21 protein-coding genes, 2 tRNA genes and 1 pseudogene are annotated in these 24,884 nt (G+C 60.4%); 16 read left to right on the top strand and 8 right to left on the bottom strand.

Translation table 11 applies throughout. The features are described from left to right. The first annotated feature begins 10 nt into the window (after nucleotides 1–10). The 7 genes from AXF13_RS05430 to AXF13_RS05400 all read left to right on the top strand — a co-directional run bounded on the left by AXF13_RS05430 (nucleotide 11) and on the right by AXF13_RS05400 (nucleotide 7,096). A complete protein-coding gene (locus AXF13_RS05430; protein WP_008684369.1) occupies nucleotides 11–958 on the top strand; it encodes a ribose-phosphate diphosphokinase in 948 nt (315 codons plus the stop codon). Between the two features lie 105 nt (nucleotides 959–1,063). Then, nucleotides 1,064–1,681, top strand: coding sequence for a 50S ribosomal protein L25/general stress protein Ctc (locus AXF13_RS05425; RefSeq protein WP_062251953.1), 618 nt, complete (start codon nucleotides 1,064–1,066; stop codon nucleotides 1,679–1,681). 586 nt (nucleotides 1,682–2,267) lie between these two features. Continuing rightward, on the top strand, nucleotides 2,268–3,146 hold the full coding sequence (locus AXF13_RS05420) for an alpha/beta hydrolase (protein ID WP_062251952.1): 879 nt from the start codon (nucleotides 2,268–2,270) through the stop codon (nucleotides 3,144–3,146). 48 nt (nucleotides 3,147–3,194) lie between these two features. Continuing rightward, nucleotides 3,195–3,812 carry an aminoacyl-tRNA hydrolase gene (gene pth / locus AXF13_RS05415; RefSeq protein ID WP_062251951.1) on the top strand — a complete coding sequence of 206 codons (618 nt, stop codon included), beginning with the start codon at nucleotides 3,195–3,197 and terminating at the stop codon, nucleotides 3,810–3,812. A 306-nt stretch (nucleotides 3,813–4,118) separates the two neighbouring features. After that, nucleotides 4,119–4,634: a CarD family transcriptional regulator gene (locus AXF13_RS05410; protein ID WP_008684373.1), complete on the top strand. Its 516-nt coding sequence runs from the start codon at nucleotides 4,119–4,121 to the stop codon at nucleotides 4,632–4,634. A 243-nt stretch (nucleotides 4,635–4,877) separates the two neighbouring features. Continuing rightward, nucleotides 4,878–6,173, top strand: a complete 1,296-nt coding sequence (gene rho, locus AXF13_RS05405; protein ID WP_008684374.1) for a transcription termination factor Rho — start codon at nucleotides 4,878–4,880, stop codon at nucleotides 6,171–6,173. Between the two features lie 74 nt (nucleotides 6,174–6,247). Then, nucleotides 6,248–7,096, top strand: coding sequence for a hypothetical protein (locus tag AXF13_RS05400; RefSeq protein ID WP_062251950.1), 849 nt, complete (start codon nucleotides 6,248–6,250; stop codon nucleotides 7,094–7,096). Nucleotides 7,097–7,212: 116 nt separating this feature from the next. Here the strand turns inward: AXF13_RS05400 and tpx are convergent, their stop codons facing one another. Both tpx and AXF13_RS05390 read right to left on the bottom strand, forming a co-directional pair. Further along, nucleotides 7,213–7,716: a thiol peroxidase gene (gene tpx / locus AXF13_RS05395; RefSeq protein WP_062251949.1), complete on the bottom strand. Its 504-nt coding sequence runs from the start codon at nucleotides 7,714–7,716 to the stop codon at nucleotides 7,213–7,215. Nucleotides 7,717–7,828: 112 nt separating this feature from the next. After that, nucleotides 7,829–8,677: a 50S ribosomal protein L11 methyltransferase gene (locus AXF13_RS05390; RefSeq protein WP_062251948.1), complete on the bottom strand. Its 849-nt coding sequence runs from the start codon at nucleotides 8,675–8,677 to the stop codon at nucleotides 7,829–7,831. Between the two features lie 269 nt (nucleotides 8,678–8,946). On the opposite strand from AXF13_RS05390, the gene AXF13_RS05385 reads away from it, so the two are divergent. Continuing rightward, nucleotides 8,947–9,666, top strand: a complete 720-nt coding sequence (locus tag AXF13_RS05385; protein ID WP_062251947.1) for a class I SAM-dependent methyltransferase — start codon at nucleotides 8,947–8,949, stop codon at nucleotides 9,664–9,666. Beyond that, on the top strand, nucleotides 9,663–11,399 hold the full coding sequence (locus AXF13_RS05380) for a YcaO-like family protein (protein WP_083521968.1): 1,737 nt from the start codon (nucleotides 9,663–9,665) through the stop codon (nucleotides 11,397–11,399). The genes AXF13_RS05385 and AXF13_RS05380 overlap by 4 nt, the downstream gene beginning before the upstream one ends. Before the next feature lie 287 nt (nucleotides 11,400–11,686). Here the strand turns inward: AXF13_RS05380 and AXF13_RS05375 are convergent, their stop codons facing one another. Then, nucleotides 11,687–12,889 (bottom strand): HlyD family secretion protein, encoded by a 1,203-nt coding sequence (locus AXF13_RS05375; protein ID WP_062251946.1) that lies wholly within the window; start codon nucleotides 12,887–12,889, stop codon nucleotides 11,687–11,689. A gap of 171 nt (nucleotides 12,890–13,060) precedes the next feature. Between AXF13_RS05375 and AXF13_RS05370 the strand changes: the two genes are divergently transcribed. Beyond that, complete coding sequence (locus tag AXF13_RS05370; protein ID WP_062251945.1) at nucleotides 13,061–13,774, top strand: hypothetical protein; 714 nt, start codon at nucleotides 13,061–13,063, stop codon at nucleotides 13,772–13,774. A 283-nt stretch (nucleotides 13,775–14,057) separates the two neighbouring features. Then, nucleotides 14,058–15,782, top strand: a complete 1,725-nt coding sequence (locus AXF13_RS05365; RefSeq protein WP_062251944.1) for a potassium channel family protein — start codon at nucleotides 14,058–14,060, stop codon at nucleotides 15,780–15,782. Between the two features lie 247 nt (nucleotides 15,783–16,029). Here the strand turns inward: AXF13_RS05365 and tnpA are convergent. Further along, nucleotides 16,030–16,482, bottom strand: a pseudogene (tnpA, locus tag AXF13_RS05360) (IS200/IS605 family transposase). Nucleotides 16,483–16,664: 182 nt separating this feature from the next. Further along, complete coding sequence (locus AXF13_RS05355) at nucleotides 16,665–17,930, bottom strand: O-acetylhomoserine aminocarboxypropyltransferase/cysteine synthase family protein (RefSeq protein WP_062251943.1); 1,266 nt, start codon at nucleotides 17,928–17,930, stop codon at nucleotides 16,665–16,667. Nucleotides 17,931–18,516: 586 nt separating this feature from the next. Here AXF13_RS05355 and AXF13_RS05350 point away from each other — a divergent pair. The 3 genes from AXF13_RS05350 (at nucleotide 18,517) to AXF13_RS05340 (ending at nucleotide 21,737) form a co-directional block, all read left to right on the top strand. Further along, entirely contained in the window at nucleotides 18,517–19,464 is a 948-nt protein-coding gene (locus AXF13_RS05350; protein ID WP_062251942.1) for a hydrogenase small subunit, read from the top strand. Nucleotides 19,465–19,474: 10 nt separating this feature from the next. Continuing rightward, entirely contained in the window at nucleotides 19,475–21,157 is a 1,683-nt protein-coding gene (locus AXF13_RS05345; RefSeq protein ID WP_062251941.1) for a nickel-dependent hydrogenase large subunit, read from the top strand. A gap of 88 nt (nucleotides 21,158–21,245) precedes the next feature. Beyond that, on the top strand, nucleotides 21,246–21,737 hold the full coding sequence (locus AXF13_RS05340) for a HyaD/HybD family hydrogenase maturation endopeptidase (protein WP_062251940.1): 492 nt from the start codon (nucleotides 21,246–21,248) through the stop codon (nucleotides 21,735–21,737). Nucleotides 21,738–21,906: 169 nt separating this feature from the next. Here the strand turns inward: AXF13_RS05340 and AXF13_RS05335 are convergent, their stop codons facing one another. The 3 genes from AXF13_RS05335 to AXF13_RS05325 are packed head-to-tail and all read right to left on the bottom strand — an operon-like array spanning nucleotide 21,907 to nucleotide 24,427. Further along, nucleotides 21,907–22,374, bottom strand: coding sequence for a 2-thiouracil desulfurase family protein (locus AXF13_RS05335; RefSeq protein ID WP_083521967.1), 468 nt, complete (start codon nucleotides 22,372–22,374; stop codon nucleotides 21,907–21,909). 2 nt (nucleotides 22,375–22,376) lie between these two features. Next, entirely contained in the window at nucleotides 22,377–22,637 is a 261-nt protein-coding gene (locus AXF13_RS05330; RefSeq protein ID WP_062251939.1) for a hypothetical protein, read from the bottom strand. A 59-nt stretch (nucleotides 22,638–22,696) separates the two neighbouring features. Continuing rightward, nucleotides 22,697–24,427, bottom strand: coding sequence for a YeiH family protein (locus AXF13_RS05325; RefSeq protein WP_062251938.1), 1,731 nt, complete (start codon nucleotides 24,425–24,427; stop codon nucleotides 22,697–22,699). Between the two features lie 261 nt (nucleotides 24,428–24,688). Here AXF13_RS05325 and AXF13_RS05320 point away from each other — a divergent pair. Both AXF13_RS05320 and AXF13_RS05315 read left to right on the top strand, forming a co-directional pair. Then, nucleotides 24,689–24,763: transfer RNA gene (locus tag AXF13_RS05320), tRNA-Gln, on the top strand. Between the two features lie 8 nt (nucleotides 24,764–24,771). Next, nucleotides 24,772–24,848 (top strand) — tRNA-Glu (locus tag AXF13_RS05315). Nucleotides 24,849–24,884: the final 36 nt, after the last annotated feature.

Raw genomic sequence — 24,884 nt, 5'->3', positions numbered from 1 at the left:
AGGCGGCCTCATGTTCAGCGACCTGAAAATAGTCACAGGTTCTTCCAATTCGGATCTGGCCAAGGCCATTTGTGATCACCTGGGCTGTCAGCTCACGCCCACGCTGGCTACCACGTTCAGCGACGGCGAGCTGCGCATTGAAATCGGCGACAATGTGCGCGGGGACGACGTTTTTGTGGTCCAGCCCACCTGTCCGCCCGCGGTCAACCGCAATCTCGTGCAGCTCTGCCTGATGCTGGACGCGCTCAAGCGGGCCAGCGCCGGGCGCATCACGGCGGTGATCCCCTATTACGCCTATGCCCGCCAGGATCGCAAAGTCAGCCCCCGCGCGCCCATCAGCGCCAAGATGGTGGCGGACTTCATCAGTGTGGCCGGGGCCGAGCGCGTGGTCACCATTGATCTGCATGCCGGACAGATTCAGGGCTTTTTCGACTGTCCGGTGGACAATCTTTTCGCTGTGCCGGTCATGCTGGACAGCCTGCGCCAGCTTAATGAAGACAAAATCGTCATCGTCTCGCCCGACGCGGGCGGCGTGGAGCGGGCCAGGGCCTATGCCAAACGGCTCAATGCCCCCTTGGCTATTGTGGACAAGCGCCGTGACCGGCCCAACCAGGCCCAGGCCATGCACGTCATCGGCGAAGTGGAAGGCCGCGTGGCCATTGTGGTGGACGATATGATCGACACCGCGGGCACACTTTGCGCCGGGGCCGAAGTGCTGCTCAAGTACGGGGCCACCAAAATTGTGGCCTGCGCCACACATCCGGTGCTTTCCGGCCCGGCCATCGACCGCATCAACGAAACCGAGGCCCTTTCCCAGGTCATTGTCACCGACACCATCCCGTTGGGCGACAAACTGGAGCGCTGCCCCAAGCTGAAGGTCATTTCCGTGGCCGCGCTGCTGGGCAAAACCATTCACAACATTCATACCGGCTCTTCGGTAAGCGTGTTGTTTGTGTAGCCGGCGCGCGCCGGACAAAAGCGAATAAGTCCCGCAAGGGAATGGCAAGCAACTCATACGAACTTTTTCCGCACGTTTCAGGCGGCGGCCAGCAAGGAGTGGATCATGGACATTGAAAAAACGTTGAGCGTGCAGAAACGCGAAGATTGCGGCAAGGGTCCCAGCGGTCGTCTGCGTTCCCAGGAACTGATCCCCGGCGTGTTCTACACGGCCAAGGGTGAAAACATCACCGTGCAGGCCCCTACCCTGCCCTTGGAAAAGCTTTATGAGGAAGTGGGCCACACCACCGTGTTCAATCTCGAAATCGACGAAAACGGCCAGAAGAGCACGCACCCTGTGCTGATCTGGCAGGTGCAGCGCCACCCTTACAAGAAATGCTTCACCCACATCGACTTCTACGGTGTGGACCTGAACAAGGAAGTTAAGGTTGACGTGCCTCTGGAATTCGTGGGTGTTTCGCGCGGCGTGAAGCTGGGCGGCGTGCTGGAGACCTATCGCGAAAGCGTGCGCCTGAGCAGCAAGCCCCTGGATATGCCCAAGAAGATCACCATTGACGTGAGCGATATGGACATCAATGACACCGTCAACATGGCCGACCTGCAGCTGCCCGCCAATGTGACCGCCGTCTATGACCAAAACTTCGCCGTGGTCAGCGTGCTGGCCAAGGCCAAGGACGATGGGGAAGAAGGCGGCGAGGAAGGCGCGACCGCCGCTGCGGAATAAGCCCGTTTTTCCGCCGTGTTTTTTGGGGCCGGTCCGCTGGGACCGGCCTCATTTTTAGGGTATTTCAACTTTGAAAATGTTGAAATGCCTTGGCGGCCGCGAAAGCGGACGCCTGCGCCTGAAGCCGAGGTGCCTTTAGCCGTTCGTGAGCAAAGCGAGGGTTGCTTTAGCTGTAGGCGATGCAGGATCCGTACAGATAAGGACAGCAGCGCTACGGATGACGACAGCAACGATAGGTTGAGGGCAGCGTTAGCTTTGAAATTGGCACGATTTCAAAGCTAATCTGCTCTAGGAAGCACTGGTAAGGCGAGCTTGTGGGCCGCATGAATGCCTTTGAGCTGTGCGACGGAAAACCATGCTTGGGGACAAGCATGGATAGTGACACAGCTCGCTCCATATAATCGCTGTCGCCATCCGTAATGCCGCTGTCTTGATCCGCAATACAACTCCGCCGTGAGCCGCTCAAACAAAATTGCCGGGGCGGCAACGGCAGCGGCCTTGGCAAAAATCCTCACTACTCAGCGTTCCCTTTATTCGGGAGAGCCGTCGTCCTGTACGCCGCGCGCTTTACCGGCAGTGATCTTTTATGCGCAACTATGCAATCCAATACCATCGGCTGCGGCACGGCCGCCGGGGCCTGATTCTTGAGCTCTGGCCCAATCCGGGTGCCGGAACCATGCTGTTTTACCCCGGCACCATGCTCTCGCCCTTTCAGTACCGGCCTTTGCTGGCCGCCCTGCGCGAAGCGGGCTTTGCCGTGGCCGCCCTGCATCTGACCGGGCACGGTCTTAATCCGCACAATGTGGGCTTCACGTTTGACGACCTGCTGCACGACGGGCTGGAAGCCGAGCAATGGCTGCACGACGCCGGTCTGGGACCGTTGGCGGCCTGTGGGCACAGCCAGGGCGGCATCCTGACCCTGGCCCATGCAGCGGCCTCCCGGCGGCTGGCCGCTGCTTTTCCCATCTGCGGCGTTCTGCCCCAGCAGGACGAAGCCATCAGTCTGACCTTGTTCCGTCCGCTGGCCGCACGGCGCGAGAAGCTGATGGCCGCCATCAACGCCCTGGCCCGCCGCGTGCCGCGCCTGCCCCTGCCGGTGCCTGCCTATCTTTCCCTGTGCCGGATCAGTGCCGGAGCGCGCCATATCCGCGTCAACCGGCGCAAAAGCCGTTCAAGTTATCCTCTGGCCTTCCTGGCCAGCCTGTTCAACGCCCGCCTTTCCCCGCGCCTGCGCTGCCCGCTGTACCTGTTCAACGCCGAGGACGACGCCCTGTTCACCCCGACGCTGGCCCTGTCCACCTTCGACCTGCTGCGCGCGCCGTACAAACGCCTGATCTGGCTGCCCAACGGCGGCCATCTGGCCGCCATGAACCCTTTGCTCTGCCGCTATATAGCCCGGACGACCGCTGCGGCCTGCTCGGGCCTGGGCCTGCCCCTGCGGCTGGAAGCCACAGACGCGCCCTGAAGAGGCTGCCGCGGTTTTTGCGTCTCAACCATTAAGAGGAACTCTCTCATGGAATATACAGGCGTTCTGGTGGGCCTCGGCAACCCCGGCCCACGCTATGAAGGCACCCGCCACAACTGCGGTTTCGCCCTGGTTTCCGCCCTGCTGGAGCTGGCGGACAAGGAGGGCGGCCTCAGTTCTCTCAACGGCGGCAAATTTTCCTGCGAACTCTGGCGGGTCCGCCTGTCCCAACTGAATGGGACCTGGCTCGCGGCCATGCCCCAGACCTTCATGAACCTCAGCGGCCAGTGCGTGCAGCCGCTGCTGGCCTGGCACAAACTCAAGCCGGAACAACTGGTGGTGGCCCACGACGAACTGGACATCCCGGCCGGAGAACTTCGCTTCAAGCGCGGCGGCGGCAATGCCGGGCACAACGGCCTCAAATCCATCACCGAACTGCTGGGCACGCCCGATTTTTACCGGCTCCGCCTGGGCATCGGCCGCCCGCCCCACAAGGGCGACGTCATCAACTGGGTTCTTGGGCACCCCGACGCGGAGGACGCCGAACGCCTGCGCGCTGCTCTGCCCGAAGCTCTTGATACGCTTTTTGCCTTTGCGGACAAGGGGCTGGAAGCCGCCGAGCGCGAGGCCCGCGCGGCAAATCCGCCCAAGGCGGCCAAAGACTGAATCCACCCGCCGAGGCTGACACGGCGACAAGTAAAATTTCCCTTTCTCTGGACACCCGTTCGCAAATGGGATATCTGTTTTGGAGAGTGGATATTTATATCCATGCCTCTTCACGCATATTTCGTTCTCTTTTCCGCCCTTTTCCCTGTGGGAATCGGCAGGCCGGGCGCAGCCGGCGCATTGCCCAAGGCGGCGGAAATTCGCCGGAAATCCGCTTTCCGCGCGTATTTTGCCTCGTCTGTGAGGCTTCTCAAGTAGTTGAGCAACCCTGCGCAACGGCGTCCCCGTGGGACGCGTGGTGAAATAATGTTCGCACCGGACGATCTCGTGGTTTATCCGGCCCAGGGCGTGGGCAAAATAGAGCGCATCGACCGCCAGAATATCGGCGGCATCGCGTGCGAATTCTATATTGTCCGCATCCGCGCCAATAATATCACGCTGATGGTCCCAGTGAACAACGCCGCCAATGTGGGTTTGCGCACCCTCACTCCCGAGGCCGACGCTCAAGGCATTCTTGAGACCCTGCGCGGCGACACGGATAAGACAATCTATACCGGACAAAACTGGAACCGACGCTTCCGCGAATATTCCGAGCGCCTTAAAAGTCCGGACCTTGCCGTTGTTACGGAAGTCCTGCGCGAGTTGCTGCTCATCAGCCGCAGCAAGGAACTCTCCTTCGGCGAACGCCGTCTGCAGGAACAGGCCATGGGCTTGGTGACCGGTGAACTGGCCGAAGTGCTGCATCTGACGGAAGACTCTCTGCGCGAGGAATTGCTTGAACGCTATGCACCGCCGCCCCAAGCCGAGGCAGCAGCCAACTGACGGGCGTTGCGGCAGCATATGGCAACCGCAGCCGTTGAAGCGGGTTTTTTCCCTCACGGGCACAAGCAAGGCGCAAGGTTTGAGCGGCATATCCTATATTTTTTCCTTGCCATAATGCCAAAGATACGCTAATCGCATTGGCACACGTCTTTTTCGTTCCCTTACACTCTGCCTGCAGTACTACAATGCCTTTTGACATTGTAGATATTTTTTCACGTAGTTGCTTCAAAAAATCGGACCGTTATGCGTAAAAAGAAAACGACCCCCGCACTGTTGACCGACAGCGTCATGAGTCTTACGGATTTAAAGACCCGCAGCATGCAGGAACTCATGGAGCTGGCCGAACAGTTTGAAATCGAAAATGCGAGTTCCATGCGCAAACAGGAGCTTATTTTCGCGCTCCTATCGACCTGCGCTTCGCAAAACGGCGCAATTTACGGCGACGGCGTGCTGGAAATACTGCCCGACGGTTTCGGTTTTCTGCGTTCGCCGCTGTGCAGTTACATGCCGGGGCCGGATGACATCTATGTCTCTCCTTCCCAGATCCGCCGTTTCTCGTTGCGCAAGGGGGATATCGTTTCCGGCCAGATCAGGCCGCCCAAAGAGGGGGAACGCTATTTCGCCCTGCTCAAGGTGACCGAAATAGGCTTTGAACCCCCGGAACACGCCAAAAACCTGGTTCTTTTCGACAACCTCACCCCCATATATCCTGATAATCAGCTCGTCATGGAAAATGGCGAGAAAAATCTTTCCAACCGGGTCATCGACCTCATGGCCCCCATCGGACGCGGCCAGCGAGGCCTTATCGTGGCCCCGCCGCGCACCGGCAAAACCATTCTGCTCCAGGCTCTGGCCAACGCCATCAACGCCAATAATCCCGAAGTCTACCTCATCGTGCTGCTCATCGACGAGCGCCCGGAAGAAGTCACGGACATGGAACGCACGGTCAAAAAGGCGGAAGTCATCAGCTCCACCTTCGACGAACCGCCGCAGCGCCATGTGCAGGTCTGTGAAATGGTGTTGGAAAAGGCCAAACGCCTGGTGGAGCGCAAGCGTGACGTGGTCATTCTGCTCGACTCCATCACCCGCCTGGGCAGGGCCTATAACGCGGTAACGCCTTCCTCGGGCCGGGTGCTTTCCGGCGGTCTGGACGCCAACGCCCTGCAACGTCCCAAGCGCTTTTTCGGCGCGGCCCGCAATATTGAGGAAGGCGGCAGCCTGACCATCATCGCCACGGCCCTCATCGACACGGGCTCGCGCATGGACGAGGTGATCTTTGAAGAATTCAAAGGCACCGGCAACATGGAAATCTACCTGGACCGCCATCTTTCGGAAAAGCGCGTCTTCCCGGCCATCGACATCAACCGCACCGGCACCCGCAAGGAAGACCTGCTGCTGGCTGACGACGTGCTCAACCGGGTCTGGATTCTGCGCAAGATCCTGGCTCCCATGTCGCCTATCGACAGCATGGAATTTTTGCTGGACAAGATGCGCGGCACCAAGTCGAACAAGGATTTTATGAACGCCATGGGCAAATAGCGGCCCACGTTCCCGCAACAACGCAAAAGCCTTTCTCCGGTACCGGGGAAAGGCTTTTTCATCACTGGACGGGCATGGACGAGCAAACACAGAATATGGCCGATAGGGAACTGCCCTGGCCGTCTATGGCGGACAAGGCCACATTGCGCATTGTGGCCGCCGGTTCCTCCCGATCCGCCGGCTTGGCGCGTTTTCTGGCCGCGGCATTTCTGGCTCTGGCCCTGTTGTTTCTGTTGGTGGGCCTGTCCAAGCGGCACCATGCGGCACTGGCCGGGGCAGGCGGATTTCTGCTGGCCGCCGCGTCCTGTTTTGCCGCTTCCCGTCCGGCGCGTCCGGTCTTGCTGCTGAACCGGGAAAAAGGAGAAATCCTGCTGTCCCGCCGCTGGCTGGGCCATTTGAAATTCCGCGCTTTTCCGGAGGACCAAATTGATCTGCGCGCCGAACGGAACGGTTCATTCAGCCGCTTGCGAATTGTTCCGCGCCTTGGAAACGGCGCCAGCGGGCGTTCGCTTGTGAACGGCAGCAGGCATCCTCTGGACGTTTCGGATAAAGCCTGGCAGGCAGGCATGCTTCTGACCTGCCGCGCCGACGCCGGGCCTATTTCAGATATTCTGCGTGCATGGCTGCGGCCCGGCTCAGCTCCGGAGTCCGGAGACGCGGAGGAATATACGGCGGCCCTCAACGGCAGGGAGCTTCCACCGGAAGTGGAGGCCTGGGCGCGGCCCGCATCTTTCAGAGGCAGCCCCAGCTACGCCGCTCCGGCGCGAAACAAGGACGAAACGTCGGATGACGGGGATTCACCCGGCCCTGCCGCACGGCGTCAGGCGGCGGAAACCGTCAACCGTCCCGCGCCCCGGCGGCCGGAAATCCGGCGTGCCGGAGAGTTGCGGGACACGACATGCGGGCGCGACAAGCGTTCCTGAAACGCTTCATCCCAAAGCCGTTTCCCTGAAGGAGAAAGCCTTTTTTGTCAGACTGACGCAAAAAAACCCCGCTTGATGCGGGGCTTTTTTGCACGGACGGATGAACTTTCCCCGTCTTAAACCAGCTTCTTTACCGCAGCCAGGGCGGCATCGTAATCGGGCTCATTGGTCACTTCGGGCACAAGTTGGCTGTACGCCAGACTGCCGTCAGGAGCCACCACGAAGATGGCGCGGGCCAGCAGACGCAATTCTTTGATCAGCACGCCGTAATTTTTTCCGAAGCTCGTGTCCTTGTAATCGGAAAGGGTTTCCACGGACTTGACACCGGCGGCGCCGCACCAGCGGGCCTGGGCAAAAGGCAGATCGCAGCTTACGGCCACAATGCGCACATTGTCGGAAAGCCCGGCGGCTTCCGTGTTGAAGCGGCGCACTTCCATATCGCAGACCGGCGTGTCCAGAGAAGGGACGCTGACCAGAACCAGCACTTTACCGGCGTAATCCTTGAGGCCGCGCGGACTCAAGTCATTGGCGGCCAGAACAAAATCCGGAGCTTTCTGGCCCACGACGGGCAGTTCGCCCTCAAGATGCAGGGGGTTGCCCTGAAACGTGACAGTATTCATATGAAGAACTCCTTATACTATATGTTAGGTAGGAATAGCCTGCCTCAAGCATTTTAAATTGTCAATAATTATTCCTGACAAGCCGAAGTTGACGGCAGCCAGCGGCCCCGGATTACTCCCAGACCAGGGCGCACCATTCTCCCTCAATGACCCGCCGGGCCGTCGGCAGGCCCTGCGCCTTGTAGGCGGCCTCCACGCCGTCGGCCTGGATCTCCAGCAGGCCGGAAAGCACCAGACAGCCGTGGGGCTTGCGGGCGGCGGCCACGGCCGGAGCCAGTTCCATCAAGGGACGGGCCAGGATATTGGCCAGCACCAGGTCAAAGCTGCGGCCCACAGCAGCCTCTATGCCGCCGAGTGCCGCGTCAAAACCGCTCACTTGATTGAGTTCCCGGTTTTCCAGGGCATTGTCCACAGCCAGCGGATCAATGTCCAAACCCAGGCCGCTGAGTCCGCTTTTGCAGCAGGCTATGCCCAGCACGCCGGAACCTGTACCCAGATCCAGAAAGGTCTGGCCGGACGCGATACGTCCCTGATCCAGCAGATCGCTCACAACCCCCAGGCACAGGGCCGTGGTGGCGTGATGTCCGGTACCGAAGGCGCTTTTGGGCTCGATGAGAACGGGTGTGCGGCCCGGAAAGTCCGGGCTTTCGGCCAGCCAGGGCGGCAATACCACAAAACGCGAGCCGCAGCAGACCGGCGTGAAAAACTGCCGCCAAGCCGAGAGCCAGTCCTGGGCCTCAAGCGCCTCCAGGGTGCAATGCGTCTCGGGCGCGGCGCGCGACACGCTTTCCCGCAATTTCTGGAGAAAGTCTTCCTGTTCACAGTGTACGCGGAAGCGCGTTTCACCTGTGGCCAAGCTTTCCTCCTCCCAGCCGAAAGACACCCCCAGCGTCAGCAGGCCGCTGATGCGGTCAAAATCCCCTTCCTGAGCCACAATATCCAGACGGAAAATCTGTTTCATCCGATCCATTCCTTTCTGTCGTGCGCGGCTTGTCCGCCTCCGCGCCAGTCCGGGCCGTCTTCATCCGGCTGCGGCAGGCCGGGGCCGTCCCCTGCCCGCTACGGACAAGCTATGGTAGCCGCGGCCGTGCGGAAAAACAAGGACGGGCTTACGCCGGAGCCGCGGCCGCCCGGTCCGTCGCGCCGCCACGGATTGATTTGTGGCCGAACTCGCTGTACATACCCAGTTCATCCCACCGCATATTACAATCACAGCGCCAAGGAATACCCATGCCCCAGACTGACGATCTCGACAGCCTTCTTGCGGCCATCCGCACGACGTTTGATGTGGATTTCGAGCCCCTCCAAGTGGACGACGGCGCTCTGGAAGTGCTGACCATCCGCAATATGCAGGCCCACTTGGACGGCCTGCTGCAACGCAAGGCCATCCATAATCCGCTCAAGGATCTGCCGCTCTGGGCAAAAGTCTGGCCGGGCTCCTTTGTACTGGGCCGTCTGCTGCGCAAGTATGAACCCGAGGGCAAAAATCTGCTGGAACTGGGCGCGGGCTGCGGCATCCTCAGCATGGTGGCCGCGCGCTACGGTTTCAAGCGCATAGTCCTCAGCGACATTGTGGAGGACGCCCTGCGCTTTGCCAAGGCCAATGTGCTGCGCAACAACCTTCAGGATCAGGTGGAAGTCCGTTTTGTGGATGTGACCACGCCGGGCCGCGACCCGCGCTTCAGCGAGGGCTTTGATCTGATCGCCGCCTCGGAACTCCTTTATCTGGACGAACTGCACCGGCCTTTGCTCAAATTCGTGGACCGGCATCTGGCCCCCGACGGCAAAGCCCTGTTCTGCACGGATCTGGCCCGGGCCAAGCCCCATTTCGCCAAACTGGCGGCCAAATCCTTCAAACTCATGGAAGGCCGTATCGGCGTCAAAAGCCGCGACGAAGACGGCGAGGAACAACGGCGCATCTACAGCATCCTGATTCTGGAGCGGCCATGAGCGAAACCCTGCCGATCATCCGACTGACCCCTTGCCCCAAGGGCTACACCAAGGATCTGGACAAGGCCGTCAGCCCGGCCCAGACCATCGCCCATGTGCAGGAGCGCCTGGCCGCCGTGAATCTGGACATTCTGGCGGAAACCCGCCGAGTGGACGTGGGCCGTCTGGGCATTCCGGTCTATCTCAGCGTCTGCGGCGCGGACGCCCGCGAGATCATGCCCACCCGCAAGCAAATGGGCAAGGGATCCTCGCCGGAACAGGCTCAGGCGTCGGCCCTGATGGAGCTTATGGAGCGTTTCGCCTTTTTCAGCTTCTGGCAGGAGCGCCCGCACATGATCCGGGCCACCTGGAGCGAAGCCGAAGCCCGTTTCGGCGACCGACTGCTGCCTCTGGAAGCCATGCTCCGCTCCGTGGACGACCGGCTTGCCCCGGAACAGGCCCGGCGTGTGCTGGACCTGACGCCCTGGCAGTTCTACCCGGCCACCCATCTGCTGAGCGGGCGCACGGTCTGGCTGCCCCTGGACTGGTTCAAGCTGCTCAGCGAATTCAACGGCACCTCGGCGGGCAACAGCGCCGAGGAATCCCTTTTGCAGGGCCTGAGCGAACTGGTGGAGCGGCACACCTGCTGCCGGGCGGACCGCGAACGCCCGCAAACGGCGACCATTGACCCGGCCGGTTGCGACGACCCGATTTTGAAGGAACTGCTCTCCGCCTTCGAACGGGAGGGCGTGCGCCTGGTCCTCAAAGATTTTTCCCTAGGCATGCCGTTGCCCACTGTGGCGGCCCTGGCCTGGGATCCGGCCACTTTTCCGCAGAGTTCGGAAATTGTTTTTACGGCGGGCACAGCGGCTTCTCCGGCCAAGGCGGCCATCCGCGCGGTTACCGAAGTGGCCCAGCTGGCCGGTGATTTCTGTACCCAGGCCTGCTATGAAGCCTCGGGCCTGCCCAAGTTCACCAGCCTGGAGCAGGCCGCCTGGCTGCTGGAAGGCCCGGTAGCGGCGCTGAGCAGCCTGCCCGGCGTGGAAAGCGGCGATATCCGCGATGAGCTGCTGGCAGCCCTGCGCGGCCTTGCGCCGCTGGAAGTCTATGCGGTGGAGACGACCCACCCCGGTCTGGGCATTCCGGCCCATTACAGCATTGCGCCGGGCCTGTCCTTTCGCGAACGGGACCGCAACCAGAGCCTGGGGCTCTTTGTGGGCCGCAAGTTGGCCGAGGAAGCCGACGCGGATCAGGCCCTGGCCGGGTTGGCGGTGCTGGAGGAATGCTATCCGCAGGCGCACTTCCTGCCTTTTTTCCGGGGTATGCTGGCCCTGCGCGCGGAACAGTGGGATGCGGCGCGCGATCTCTTCAACGCCGCCCTGCCCTTGCAGCCGGACAACGACGCCGCCGCCTTGGCCGCTTTTTATGCCGGGTACGCGGAGACCTTGCAGGGCCGCTGGCAGGAAGCCCTGCCCGCCCTGGTCCGGGCCGTGGAACTCTGCCCGGAAATGAAGGAATACGGCAATCTTCTGGGCGTTGCCCGCTTCAAGGCCGGGCGTTACGCCGAAGCCGCCGAAGCCTTTGCGGCGGTGCTCAGAGTGGACAAGGGCTCGGCCCTGGATCTGGCCAACCTGGGCCTCTGCCGGAAATTCCTGGGCCAAAAGGAAGAAGCGGCCCGGCATTTGCGCACCGCGCTGAAACTGGATCCCTCCCTGGATTTCGCCCGCAGGCATCTGGCGGAACTGGAAGCCTGAACATGGGCCGGGCGATACACTCTGGAGCAGAAACGCTACACGTTTCAAAGGGGTCATTCCGGCAAAAAACGCGGTTGCCGCTGCTGTAGATCCCCATATGGTTCCGTTGTCGCCAACGGGGACAGCCCTTCGGGCTGCCTTCGATTGCTTTGCCGGAATCCACGCCGCGTTGCTCTCGATGCCTGTACGCCCTTTGGGCTACAGGCACGGCCCTACGGGCCGCCCATCGGGTTGGTCTTCGCGGCGCCTCACCGTGTTCGGCGTAGAGCATTTCAAGCTGAAATGCTCTAAAAGCCGCTGAATCCCAGAATACTGCGCGTCCTGACAACGCAGTCCACCGACTGGCCCGGCAGCAGACCGGCGGGCGGGGGGGCGTCAAGCCTGATCCGCACGGGCAGAAAAAGCGTTGCGCCGCTGACTTCCGTTCTGCCCTTTTGCGTCAGTCCCCGCGTCATCTCTTGTGCTTGGCCGCTGGGCAGGGGCTGCGGCGCAAGCACTTCGGCCACTGTGCCGCTCAGGCGCATGCCGTCGGGCGTGAGCCGGACCTCGCAGACCTGCCCCGCCCTGATGGCTTCTCCGGCGGCCAGAGGAAAGTAGGCCTGTACCCAAAAGGATTGCGCCGCGTCCGCGCCTTCCGGCAGAATCAGCAGTACGGGCTCGCCGCCCTGCACCACCTGGCCGGGTGCGGCGCTGCCCCGCAGCACGTGGCCGTTCACCGGCGCGTACAACGTGCCGTCCGCCCGCACGGGCAGAGGCGCGGCCGTACGAGAGCTTCCAGGCGCGGCATAGCGGTTGCGCGAAGCCAGCTGCTTGGCCCGCAACACCTCATCGCGGACCCGGCCCAATTCCTGATCCATGGCCGCACGCATGCGGCTGACCTGTTCAAAATCCGCCTTGGCGTCTTCCATGCGGGCGCGCGTCTCGGCCTCGGCCCGTTGCGCCGCGGCATAGCGGCTTTTGCCCGCCGCGCGCTCGCCGCCCTGACTGTCCAGAGAGCGCAGATTGAGCTGAGCCCGCACATGTTCTGTCACGCGCTCTTCGCGCCGGCGCCGTTTGGCTTCTTCCTCGTGCCGGGCCTGGGCCAGGCGCTGCACCATATCTCTTTCCGCTTCCTGGGCCTGCCTGAGGCGTCCGGCCATTTCCGCCATATCCGGCGGGCGCAGGGAAGCCGCTTCTTGCCCGGCTTCCCGCAAATGCCGGGCGTAATCGCCCGCGTCCATGCGCCCTACGGGCTGGCCCGCCGTGACACTATCGCCCTCGCGCACGCTCAGGGCTTCCAGCCGGGCTGAAAATTCCGGCGAAACCGTGTAGACCATGCCGTCCAGCACGGCCCGGACGCTGTCCACCCGACCGCCAGCCAACCACCACCAAAGCGCCGCCAGCAGGGCAAACGCCACAGCCAGGAAGAGAACAAATCGAACCCGGCGAAACAGCCCCCCGGCCGGGGACTTTTTCCGCGCGGGCATTTCCAGATACAACGATTCCGCCATATATGCCTCGGCAGATCAAAATGTCAGAAAAACAGAACTGAAAAAAATATGCAGATATTGTACCAGCATTCAGTTCCACCCTTTACAAGCCCGGTCCGGACGCATACAAAGGCGAAGTTTCCGGAGCGGCAGGGAATATCCCGATAACGGCGCTTCGATACAGGAGAAATCATGTCCATACCGCGTTTGTGCGCCCTGTTCTGCCTGGGCGGGCTGCTGTTCGGCTGCGCCACCCGCCCTGTGGTTGTGGTGGAAAAAGAAGAATTCGTCCAGATGGCCCGGCATATGCCCAAGGAACTGCAGGCCCGCCGCCTGCTGGACAACGACGGCGCCTACGTGGCGCCCTTCTCCTTCGCCGGTTTCAGCAACTACGGGGACACGCTCTTCCGCAGGCTCTCGCCTTCCTTCATGTTCGGCGATTCCGGCCATGTCTACCTGGGGGAAAACTTTGCCGCCACCCTGCAACCCGACAGCCGGGTGAAACACTGGCCCAACGGCTTCAGCATCAACCACGCCACCCAGAAACTCACCGTCAATATGGTGGCCATTGCCGATTGGAACGATGACGGCGAAGACGAGTGGATCGTCTCCTGCATGGTGGAGCCCAAGATGGGCGGGCGCACCCGCACCTATTACGTGCTCGTGCCGCCGCCGCGCAACGAGCGCGAGCCGCTCAAGGGCACGGTGGCCGCCGTATGGGAATGCTTCGGCCTGGCCTGCAATCTTTACGTGCGCAACAGCAAGGTCATTGAGCGGGCCGCCGCCGATCCCCTGCTGCCCTCCACGGAGGTGCAGGATGTGGTGCCCGGCCTGCAAACCGTTACCGAACCGCCGAAAAAAAACCCGGCCGACAAGAGCGACGGCCTGGAAGAACGCAGCCTCTGATTATAAAACGCGCTGCGGCATTGTCTGCAAACCGTTGCCGCGAAATGCGAGCAGGCGGGCTTTGCTCGCCGTAAACGAGCATTTCAAGTCTTAAAATTCTAACGTTGAACTGCTCCGGGGTTCCGCGCAGGCCGACGCCGCAATGCGTCGGCCTGTGGCGTATCCGGCCCCGGCGCGCCATTCCGCGCTTGACGGAACGGCCCGGATTGATGACAACCTCTCAGGAGCAGCTTCGTCCGGGTTCCAATGTCCTTCACCTTCACCATTCCCCTCTTGAGTCGCCATGAAATTTCTTTCGTCCCAGATCGCCCTGTTTATGCAGCAGCACAGCGTGCGCCGCAACATGGGTTTTCTGCTGCGCTTTTTCGCCATGCTGCTGGGCCTTATCGCCCTCTACAGCATTTTGTTTCACTACATCATGCAATACGAGCACCGCAGCTTCTCCTGGGTGACCGGCGTGTACTGGACGCTGACGGTCATGTCCACCCTGGGCTTCGGCGACATTACCTTCACTTCGGATCTGGGACGGGTTTTCTCCATCGTAGTGCTCATGTCCGGCGTGCTGCTGCTCCTGATCATGCTGCCCTTCACCTTTATCCAGTTTTTTTACGCCCCGTGGCTGGAGGCCCAGAAAAAGGGCCATACGCCCCGCTCCATTCCCCCGGATACCAAAGGGCACGTCATTGTGGTCAGCACCAGTCCCATTGCCCTCAACCTGGTGGACGATCTGAAAAATTACGGCGCGCATTGCGTGCTGCTCTGCCGTGACAGCCAGACCACCCTGGACCTGTTGGATCAGGGCTATGACGCGGTGGTGGGCGAACACGACTCTAGCGAGGTCTACCGCAACCTGCGCCTGTCCGAGGCCGCCATGCTGGTGGCCCTGGACAGCGACGTGCGCAATACCAACATCGTGTTCACCGCCCGCGACGTGGACGCCAAGGTGCCCATTGTGGCCGCGGCCCAGAGCGAAGACGCCATCGACATCCTGCAACTGGCCGGCAGCAGCCATGTCTTTCAGTTCCACAAACTGCTGGGCGAAGCCCTGGCCCGTCGCGTGCTCAACTCCCAGGCCCGCTCCAGCGTGATCAGCCGCTTCAATGAACTGGTGGTGGCCGAAGCCCCGGTCATGCGCACGCCCCTGGTGGGCAAATCCCTGCGCGAAAGCGGCCTGCGCAAGGCCACCGGCGCCAACGTCATCGGCCTGTGGGAGCGCGGGAAATTCGTACTGCCCGCCCCGGACACGGTGTTCACGGACACCATGGTTATGGTTATTGCCGGTACCTACCAGCAGATCGACGCCGTCAATCATCTGCTGGGGCCGTGCGATCCCGCCAAGCATACCTGCAATGACGCGTCGGTGGTCATCCTCGGCTGCGGGCGGGTGGGCCTGGCAGCCGCGCGTCAATTGCACGCCAGCGGCCGCGAGTACAGCATTGTGGACAAAAATCCCAAACCCCGCGTCCAGAAAGAGCATATGGTCGTGGGCGACGCCGCGGACCTGGACGTGCTGGAAAAAGCGGGCATCCGCACCGCGCCCTCTGTGCTCATCACTACCCATGACGACGACACCAATATTTATCTGACCCTTTACTGCCGCCGCCTGCGCGAGGACATCCAGATCATCAGCCGCGCCACGCTCGACCGCAACGTGGGCATCCTGCACGCTGCCGGGGCGGATTTGGTGCTCTCCCTGGCATCCATGGTCACCAACAGCATCATCAATCTGCTGGCTCCCGGCAAAGTGACCATGATCAACGAAGGTCTGAACATTTTCCGCAGCGCCGTGGGCAAGAGCCTGGCGGGTAAGCCGCTCATGGGCAGCGGCATCCGCAGCCTGACCCATTGCAGCGTGGTGGCCCTGCGCGACACGGACGGAGAAATGCATATCAACCCCGATCCCGGCCACGTTTTTGAGGAAGGCGAGGAAATGTATCTCATCGGGGATTCGCAGGCGGAAAAGGCCTTTTACGAAAAATTCGGCCAGGATTCCGCTCTGACGGATTAAAACGCCGGAAGGAAATACACGGCGGACGCTATCATCGCATTGAAACTGTCTGACCGCTCCCTAACATACGCGTTTCGCTCAGGTTCCCTGAGCGGAATCCGCGCCCGGCACCATCCCGCTTGCGAGCGAAGAACAAAAAAAGCGCAATCAGCACCGCCCCTTCAAGGGGCGGTTTGATTTGGCCCTATAAGGGCCTGTTACTCGTCCGCCCCCTGAAGGAGGCCAGACCTGACTTCCGCCGCTATTTCTAGCGACCCATAAATGGGTCTTTATGTTCAAACAAACTATGCTGATCGGCTATGTTGTCTCGTATCTCTTGCTCACGAATATACTTCAAAAGGGTGGCTTCATTCACCCCTACCGTGCTGACAAAATAGCCTTTGCACCAGAAATGGCGGTTCCCAAACTTATATTTCAAGTTCGAAAACTGCTCGAATATCATTAACGCGCTTTTTCCCTTCAAGTATCCCATGATTTATGCCACGCTATACTTGGGAGGTATTTTTATGCACATGTGGACATGATCAACACATGCATGCGCTTCTAATATCTCAATCTTTTTGTACTCACACAACCTCCTTAATATCAGGCCAATTTCTTTCTTGTATTTGCCATAAATAATTTTGCGCCTGAATTTCGGTGCAAACACAATATGATATTTGCAATTCCAACGCGTGTGCTCTAAACTTTGATCATCCATTGTCGCTCTCCTTTGCTACTACGGAAGTCAGGACAACTTTTTTGTAGCAAAGGAGAGCTTCTTTTTTGACAGCTATAGGCTTCGCCTTTTTGGAACTCCCCGCTTAGCGGGGAGTTTTCGCTCATAAAAAACGTGGGAAGGCTCCAGGCCTTCCCACGTTACACGTCGCCGGACGGAATGACTCAGGCCTGTTCGAGGGCCTGGTCCAGATCCGCCAGAATGTCGTCCAGATTTTCCAGGCCCACGGAAAGACGCACCATGCCTGGCGTAATGCCCGCCTCCCGCAGCTGTTCGTCGCTCAACTGGCGATGGGTGGAGCTTGCCGGATGCAGCACGCAGGTGCGGATATCCGCCACATGCACCTGGAGGGAAATCATTTTCAGGCTGTCGATGAAGCGCGCTCCGGCTTCGCGTCCGCCCTTGAGCGAAAAGGAAACCACGCCGCTGCATCCCTCAGAAAGATATTTATCGGCCAAGGCCTTGTTGGGATTGCCGGGCAGACGGGGATACTTCACCGACTCCACCTTGTCGTGCCCCGCGAGATAGTGGGCGGCGGCCTCGGCGTTGCGGCAATGTTTTTCCATGCGCAGGGGCAGGGTTTCCAGCCCCTGATTGATGTAGAACGCGCCCTGCGGTGTCTGGCAGCAGCCCATGTCGCGCATAAGCTGCGCGCGCGCCTTGACGATGTAGGCGGCCCTGCCGAAGGTTTCGCTGTAGATCAGGCCGTGGTAGGAGGGGTCGGGCTCGGTGAATTCCGGGAATTTTCCCGAGGTCCAGTCAAAGTTGCCGCTGTCCACAATGACGCCGCCCATCTGCAGGGCATGCCCGTCCATATATTTTGTGGTGGAATGCACCACGATATCCGCCCCGAAGGCAAAGGGACGGCAGAGCACGGGCGTGGCAAAGGTATTGTCCACGATCAGCGGCAGCCTGTGCCGGTGAGCCAGTTTAGCGAAACGCTCGATATCCAGCACGTCCATGGAGGGATTGGTCAGGGTCTCGCCGAACACCGCTCTGGTATTGGGCCGGAAGGCCTTTTCCAATTCTTCGTCGGAAGCGGTCTGATCCACAAATGTCACTTCAATGCCCAGCCTCTTCAGGGTCACCGCAAAGAGGTTGAAGGTGCCCCCGTAAATGCTGGAGGCACTGACCACGTGCTCGCCGCTCTGCGCCAGGTTCAGCACGGCAAGCATGCTGGCGGCCTGGCCCGACGAGGTGCACAAAGCGCCCACTCCGCCCTCCAGAGCGGCGATTTTTTGCTCCACGGCGTCCACGGTGGGATTGCCCAGGCGGGTATAGAAAAAGCCCGCTTCGGCCAGATCGAACAGTTTGGCCACCTCGGCCGTGGAGTCATATTTGAAGGTCGTGCTCTGGGCAATGGGCAATACGCGCGGCTGGCCGTTTTCAGGGCTGTAACCGGCGTGCAGGCAAAGGGATTCCAGTTTCATGGCGTTACGTTCCTCGGAAATAGGGCTGAATGTCCGCGCGATCTGGGGCATTTTCATTCTGAAAAAAATAGTTCCAACAAGCAATATCGCCGGGCATCGTAAGCAATTTCATTGACAAGATGCTCCGACGCCGGAGATGCGGAACCGCTCCACAGCGTACCGGCGGGCCGCCGATATCACGTCATACAGGCATGGCGCGGCAGCAAACTATCCCATGCGCCCGGCCAAGGCAACTGTCCGGCTTTTCCCTTGTGACGATGCGCGCAAATGACAACAAAAAAATTTTCTCCCTATTGACCCTTCATCTTTCAGGGTATATTCTCAATTGCAAATGGTGGTTGTCCCCTTTGTTCGGGACAGGACAGGGCAATGTCTCCGTAGCCGCCATTGACCGTGAGGATGGCACGCCATCCGAAAGTGATTGCTGACATCTTGCACAGACAGCCGCCGCAGACGCAACGGACATTAACATCCCGGAAGCGTACCGCTCTTTTCCGCGACGGATATCTGCCCTGTGCTCAGCAAGGGAAACTCTGTGGCAGGGTTTCCGTTTCAGCTTTTCACTCACCTTTGCCAGGAGGCTATTATGCGTATTGCCGTGGGTCTGGGCAAACAAAGCGGAGAGGAGCGTTTAGAACGCCAGGGCATCAGCCGCCGCGATTTCATGAAATTCTGCACGGCGGTGGCGGTGACCATGGGCATGGGCCCGGCCTTCGCCTCTGACGTGGCCGCGGCTTTGACAGGCCGCCGTCCTTCGGTCGTGTATCTGCACGCCGCCGAATGCACGGGCTGTTCCGAAGCCCTGCTGCGTACTTATAAACCTTTCATCGACAGCCTGATCATGGATACCATTTCCCTGGATTACCATGAAACCATCATGGCCGCCGCCGGCGAAGCCGCGGAAGAGGCCCTGCACCAGGCCGTCACCGCCCCCGAAGGCTTTATCTGCATCGTGGAAGGGGCCATCCCCACGGCCATGGAGGGCAAATACGGTTACATCAGCGGCAAGACCATGTACGACATCTGTAAGGGCATTCTGCCCAAGGCCAAGGCTGTGGTAAGCATGGGCACCTGTGCCTGCTACGGCGGCGTGCAGGCCGCCAAGCCCAACCCCACGGCGGCCAAGGGCGTCAACGACGCTTTCGGCGACCTGGGCGTCAAGGCCATCAATATCGCCGGCTGCCCGCCCAACCCGCTCAATCTGGTGGGTACCCTGGTGGCCTTCCTCAAGGGCCAGAAAATCGAACTGGACGAAAACGGCCGCCCGCTCATGTTTTACGGCCAGAGCGTGCATGATCTGTGCGAACGCCGCAAACATTTCGACGCCGGCGAATTCGCGCCCTCCTTCAATTCCGAAGAAGCCCGCAAGGGCTGGTGTCTGTATGAAGTGGGCTGCAAAGGCCCCCAGACGTACAACAACTGTCCCAAGGCTCTGTTCAATCAGACCAACTGGCCGGTGGGCGCCGGACATCCCTGCATCGGTTGCAGCGAGCCCGGCTTCTGGGACGAAATGACGCCATTCTACCAGAACTAGGGGGGAAGTTATGAGCGAAGTCATTAAAGCGCCCCAGAGCGATTACACCGGCCCTGTGGTAGTGGATCCGCTGACCCGTATTGAGGGGCATCTGCGTATTGAAGTGGAAGTGGAAAAGGGCAAGATCAAGGAAGCCCGCAGCTGCGGCACCTTGTTCCGCGGCCTGGAACTCATTCTCAAGGGCCGCGACCCGCGCGACGCCCAGCACTTTACCCAGCGTACCTGCGGCGTCTGCACCTACACGCACGCCCTGGCCTCCACCCGTGCGCTGGAAGACGCCATCAACAAGCCTATTCCGGCCAACGCCACCTATCTCCGCAACCTGGTGCTGGGCATGCAGTTTCTACATGACCATCTGGTGCATTTCTATGCTCTGCACGCTCTGGACTTTGTGGATGTGACCGGCGCCCTGCAGGGCGATCCGGCCAAGGCGGCCAAGATCGCCACCTCCATTTCCGCGCGCAAGGTTACGGCCGACGATTACAAAGCCGTCCAGAGCAAACTCAAAACCTTTGTGGACAGCGGCCAGCTCGGCCCCTTTACCAACGCCTACTTCCTGGGCGGCCATCCGGCCTATACCTTGAGCCCGGAACTCAACCTGATCGCCACGGCCGACTATCTGCAGGCCCTGCGCGTCCAGGTGGAAGCGGCGCGGGCCATGGCCGTTTTCGGGGCCAAAAATCCGCACACCCAGTTCACCGTAGGCGGCGGCGTGACCTGCTATGACGCCCTGACCCCCGAGCGGATCAAGGAGTTCAAGGAACTCTACAAGAAGACCCGCGCCTTTATCGAAAACTACTACATCCCGGATCTGCTCGCCGTGGCCGCCAACTACAAGGAATGCGCCACCTACGGCGGCACGCACAACTTCATGGCCTTCGGCGAATTCCCGGCCCCCGGCGGCGAACGTGACCTGCAAAAGCGCTGGCTCAAGCCGGGCGTCATTCTGGACCGCAAGATCGGCAATCCCCAAGGCTTTGATCCTTCCAAGATTGAGGAACACGTCCGCCACAGCTGGTACGAAGGCGACAAGGCTCTGCCGCCCTATCAGGGCGAAACCAAACCCGCCTTCACCAGTATGGGCGACACGGATCGTTACTCCTGGCTCAAGGCCCCGCGTTACGACGGCATTTCCATGGAAACCGGCCCCCTGGCCCAGGTGCTGGTGGCCTACACCCAGAACCACAAGACCGTGAAGCCGCTGGTGGACAATGTGCTCAAGACCCTGAATGTGGGACCGGAAGCGCTCTTCTCCACCTTGGGCCGCACGGCCGCGCGTGGTATCGAAACCCTGGCCATTGCCCAGCAGATCGAAACCTGGCTGAATGAATACGAAGATAACATCACCAAAGACAAGCAGATCGTGGAGAACTACGACGCGCCCAAGGACGCCAAGGGCGTGGGCTTCGTCAACGCGCCGCGCGGCGGCCTCTCCCACTGGCTGCGGACTGATGCCGACGCCAAGATCGCCAACTTCCAGCTTGTGGTGCCCACGACCTGGAACCTGGGACCGCGGGACGGCAAGAACGTGCCCGGCGCGGCCGAGGAAGCCCTGGCGGGTACGCCGGTGGCCGATCCCAAGCGTCCGGTGGAAATCCTGCGCGTCATCCACTCCTTCGACCCCTGCATCGCTTGTGCCGTACATGTGATCGACGGAGAAACCAACGAAGTGCACAAGTTCAAGGTTCTGTAGAGCAGGCTTTGCACAGTCTATACAAGGGCGGGGTAATTCCCCGCCCTTTTTCTGATCCTCTCCTTCTCCAAAACCGTCAGGGGGACGCATGAACGACAAAAGGATACTGATTCTGGGCGTGGGCAACATTCTGCTGACGGATGAAGGCTTCGGCGTGCGGGCCGTGGAATACCTGGAAGCCCACTACCGCTGGCCCGCGCATGTCCGCCTGATGGACGGGGGTACCCAGGGTCTGATGCTGATGCCGGAACTGCAGGAGTGCGATTTTCTAGTGGTGCTGGACGTGGTGCTGGGACCGGAAGCGCCGGGCACGGTCTACCTGCTGGAGGGCGAGGATTTGCGCAAGAGCCTGAGTTTCCGCGACTCCATGCATCAGACGGACCTGCTGGACACGCTGATCACTTGTGATCTGGCCGGAAACAGGCCGGAGGCGGTTGTCATCGGCCTGCAGCCCTTTGATTATAAGACCATGCATGTGGGACTGAGCCCGCAGGCGGAAGCCCTGCTGCCGGAGTTCTGCCGCAAGGCCGTGGCGGAAATGGCCCGGCGCGGCATCCTGGCCGAGCCCAAGGCGGAGTAATGCTGAAAGACTCTGCAACGCGCTGATCAGAAAAACGTGACTATCGCCCGAATCGCGCGGAGTTTGAAAAACAGAGGATAAGAAGATGTAAAGGCGAGGCATCGCGCCGGAAGGGTTGTGAAATGCTCCGCAATCACCTCTACTGAACAAAAAAGCCGCTGAGCGCGGCTTACAGCTGTTTTTTCTTTTCTTCGCCCAATTCCGGCGGCAACGACTCTTCGCTGTACAGTTTTATGCTCGCTTCCCGCAAAAGCCGGGCCCATACCCCCTCGCCGGTACACAGCCTACGGCTGAACGTACCGTCATAGATCAGGCCGAAGCCGCAGGACGGCGAACGGCTCTTGAGAATGGCCGCCACGCAGCCCTGCTCCAGCGCCTCGCGCAGGGCCAGTCGCGCGCCGCGTAAAAAATCTTCGCTCAGATCCTGTCCGTCGCGGGAAAGCACCCGTCCTCCCACCTGTTCACAGGGTGGCCGGGGAATCGGCAGTGCGGCCAAACCTTCCGGGCATGCCGGAACGGCCCGCCCCTCTTCCACCAGACGAATCACCGTCGGGCAGGGATTGCTGCCGCCGTCATAACGGCAAGCCTGCCCGGCCAGACAGGCACTGACCACGTAGCGCATTCGCTGAATCCCCATCGTCAACGTCCGGCCGCCAGCATGTGCCGTTCCTGCATGCCGGCGCGCACGGCGCGTCCCACGGCGTCCGCAGCCTCCTGCGTGACGGGCACATCGGAGTAGTACAACGCACCACTGTCCAGGCCGTATTGTTCCTGCACGGCATCGTAGTGTTGCCAGGCGGGCGACAGCGCTACCAGTCGCGGGGTGAGCACTGCGAAAAAAAGCCAGAGGGCCAGTGCCCAGCTTCCCATTTTCAACAGATTGCGTACGGCAGGCGGCATACATTCTCCCATTACGGGCCGCCACGGAAAGCCCGCGGCGGCCCGCCGTCAAACACACACTAGATCTTGGCGGTGATTTCCGGGAAGACCTTGTAGAACATAATCCAGGCCATGAGCAGCGTCAGGCACAGGTTCAGCGACTGACCGCAGATGTAAAGGATGATGGGCTTGCCGCCCTTGAAGTACTTGCCCAGTTCGCGGAAGTTGGTGGTCAGGCCGATGGCCACGAAGGCCAAACCGAAGAACCAGCCGCGCAGGGGCACGGAAACCTTGTTGGTGCCGTTGTCCACCAGCATCTTGCCGAAGTCCGCACCGAGACCGCTGCTGATCAGCGAGAAGATGATGGAAACCGCCAGGAAGCCGATGACGAACTTGGGGAAACGATGCCAGATTTCTATGGCGCCCACGCGCTGGCCGCAGGCCTGCGCGTCCACCTTGGTGCACCAGTACAGGGCCACGCAGAAGGCGGTCACGCCGATAAGCACATTCTGGATCATCTTAACCGTGGCGGCCACCTGCAGGGCCTTGGGGCCGATGAACGCGCCCGCCGCGGCCACGGCGCCCGTGGCGTCCACGGTGCCGCCGATCCAGGCGCCGCCCAGCACTTCAGGCATGCCCACCCACTTGATGAAGGCGGGCATCACCACCATCATGATGGCCGTAAAGGTCAGGGACAGACCGATGGAGAGGGTCAGTTCCTCTTTTTTGGCCCGAGCCGCAGCCGCCGTGGCGATGGCCGCCGAGGTGCCGCACACGGACATGTCGGCCGAAATGACGATGTTCAGGGTTTGGGATGGCATTTTCAGCACCTTCTGGCCGAAAATGTAGGTACTGACCAAGACGATGGGCGTCACCACCCAGGCCACGAAAATGCCGGGGATGCCGATAGCCATAATCTTGTGGAAAAGTACTTCCGCGCCCAGCAGCACGAGACCGGCCTTGATGAAGTATTCCACCTGCGCGCCCTCTTTAAGCCATTTGGGCGTGCCGAAGGTATTGGCAATGATCATGCCGATGGCGATGGACCAGATTTCGGCATTGATACCGTAAAGACGCATGGTCTTCTGGTTGCCCAGGATATTGGCAAGCACGCACAGCAGATACACGCCCAGGAAGGCCACAAAAAACTTGCCCACGTTGAAGCCCATGAATTTGGCGCCGATGGAAGTCAGCACGGCCAGCGCGAGCCCCAGCACAATCAGGGTGGGAATGCGGTTGAAAGGCTTGACCAGCTTTTTAGAGATGTCGGCGGTCGCTTTCTTGGCGGCCTGCCATTCACCGATGGACTTTTCAGCGGCGGCGTTCAGCGTGGCGTCGCCGAACGTGGCGGCCGCAGCGGCGGCCTGCGCCTCTTTGGCCTGGGCCAGAGCGGCGGCTTCGGCCTGTTTGGCCGCATCCACTTTCGGCATGACGGCTTCATTGGCCTTGTCGGCCTGGGCCTGCGACATCATCAGGGCGTCCAGGGGATTGGACTGCCAGCGGGCCGGTGTTTTCAGCTGATTGATAAGCAGCTTGACCGAAGCCAGATTCTGTCCCTGAAGCCCTTTTTGGGCCGCGGAAGCCTGATACCATTCTATGGTTTTGAAAGGTTTGGCGGATTCGGCTTTCATAACCGCCGCGTACTGCTCATACTTGCTCTCCAGCTCCTGACGGCCGCCGAAGACCAGGCAACTTGCCACGATCAGAATAAAGAAGCCGATCCAGATGGCCCAGTAATCTTCCTTTTTCCACAGGTCGGACCATTGCGACTTAGCCCTGTCGACAACGATCGCCGAGCTTTCTTGAGACATTCACTCCTCCTTATCAAGACCATTGTTTTCAGACATTCCCCACATATCGGGAACGTCTCACCACCATAAGTAAATTGAACACTGGGATTGCATGGGCTACTTTACAATACAAACTAATATAAAAATTTTCAAGTCACAAATCTTTGGAACCCCTACCCCACGGAATGACACTGTCCATTTCATCGTCGGAAAAACTTTCTGCGCTTTGACCAAAAATTTATTGACAATCCCCCCAACCTCATCTATTTTTCCACCTCGTGTTGGGCTGTCGTTCAATTGGCAGGACGGCGGATTCTGGCTCCGCTAATCAAGGTTCGAGTCCTTGCAGCCCAGCCAACACATGCGTCCCCATCGTCTAGCCGGCCCAGGACAACGGCCTTTCACGCCGTCGACAGGGGTTCAAATCCCCTTGGGGACGCCAAATTTAGGTACAAAAGGAACCCCCCGGCATAGCCGG

The organism is Desulfovibrio fairfieldensis (genome assembly GCF_001553605.1).
In the GTDB taxonomy this organism is placed as follows: Bacteria; Desulfobacterota; Desulfovibrionia; order Desulfovibrionales; family Desulfovibrionaceae; genus Desulfovibrio; species Desulfovibrio fairfieldensis.
Note: the sequence above shows the minus strand (reverse complement) of the source record. Positions and strands in the feature narration are given on the sequence as shown.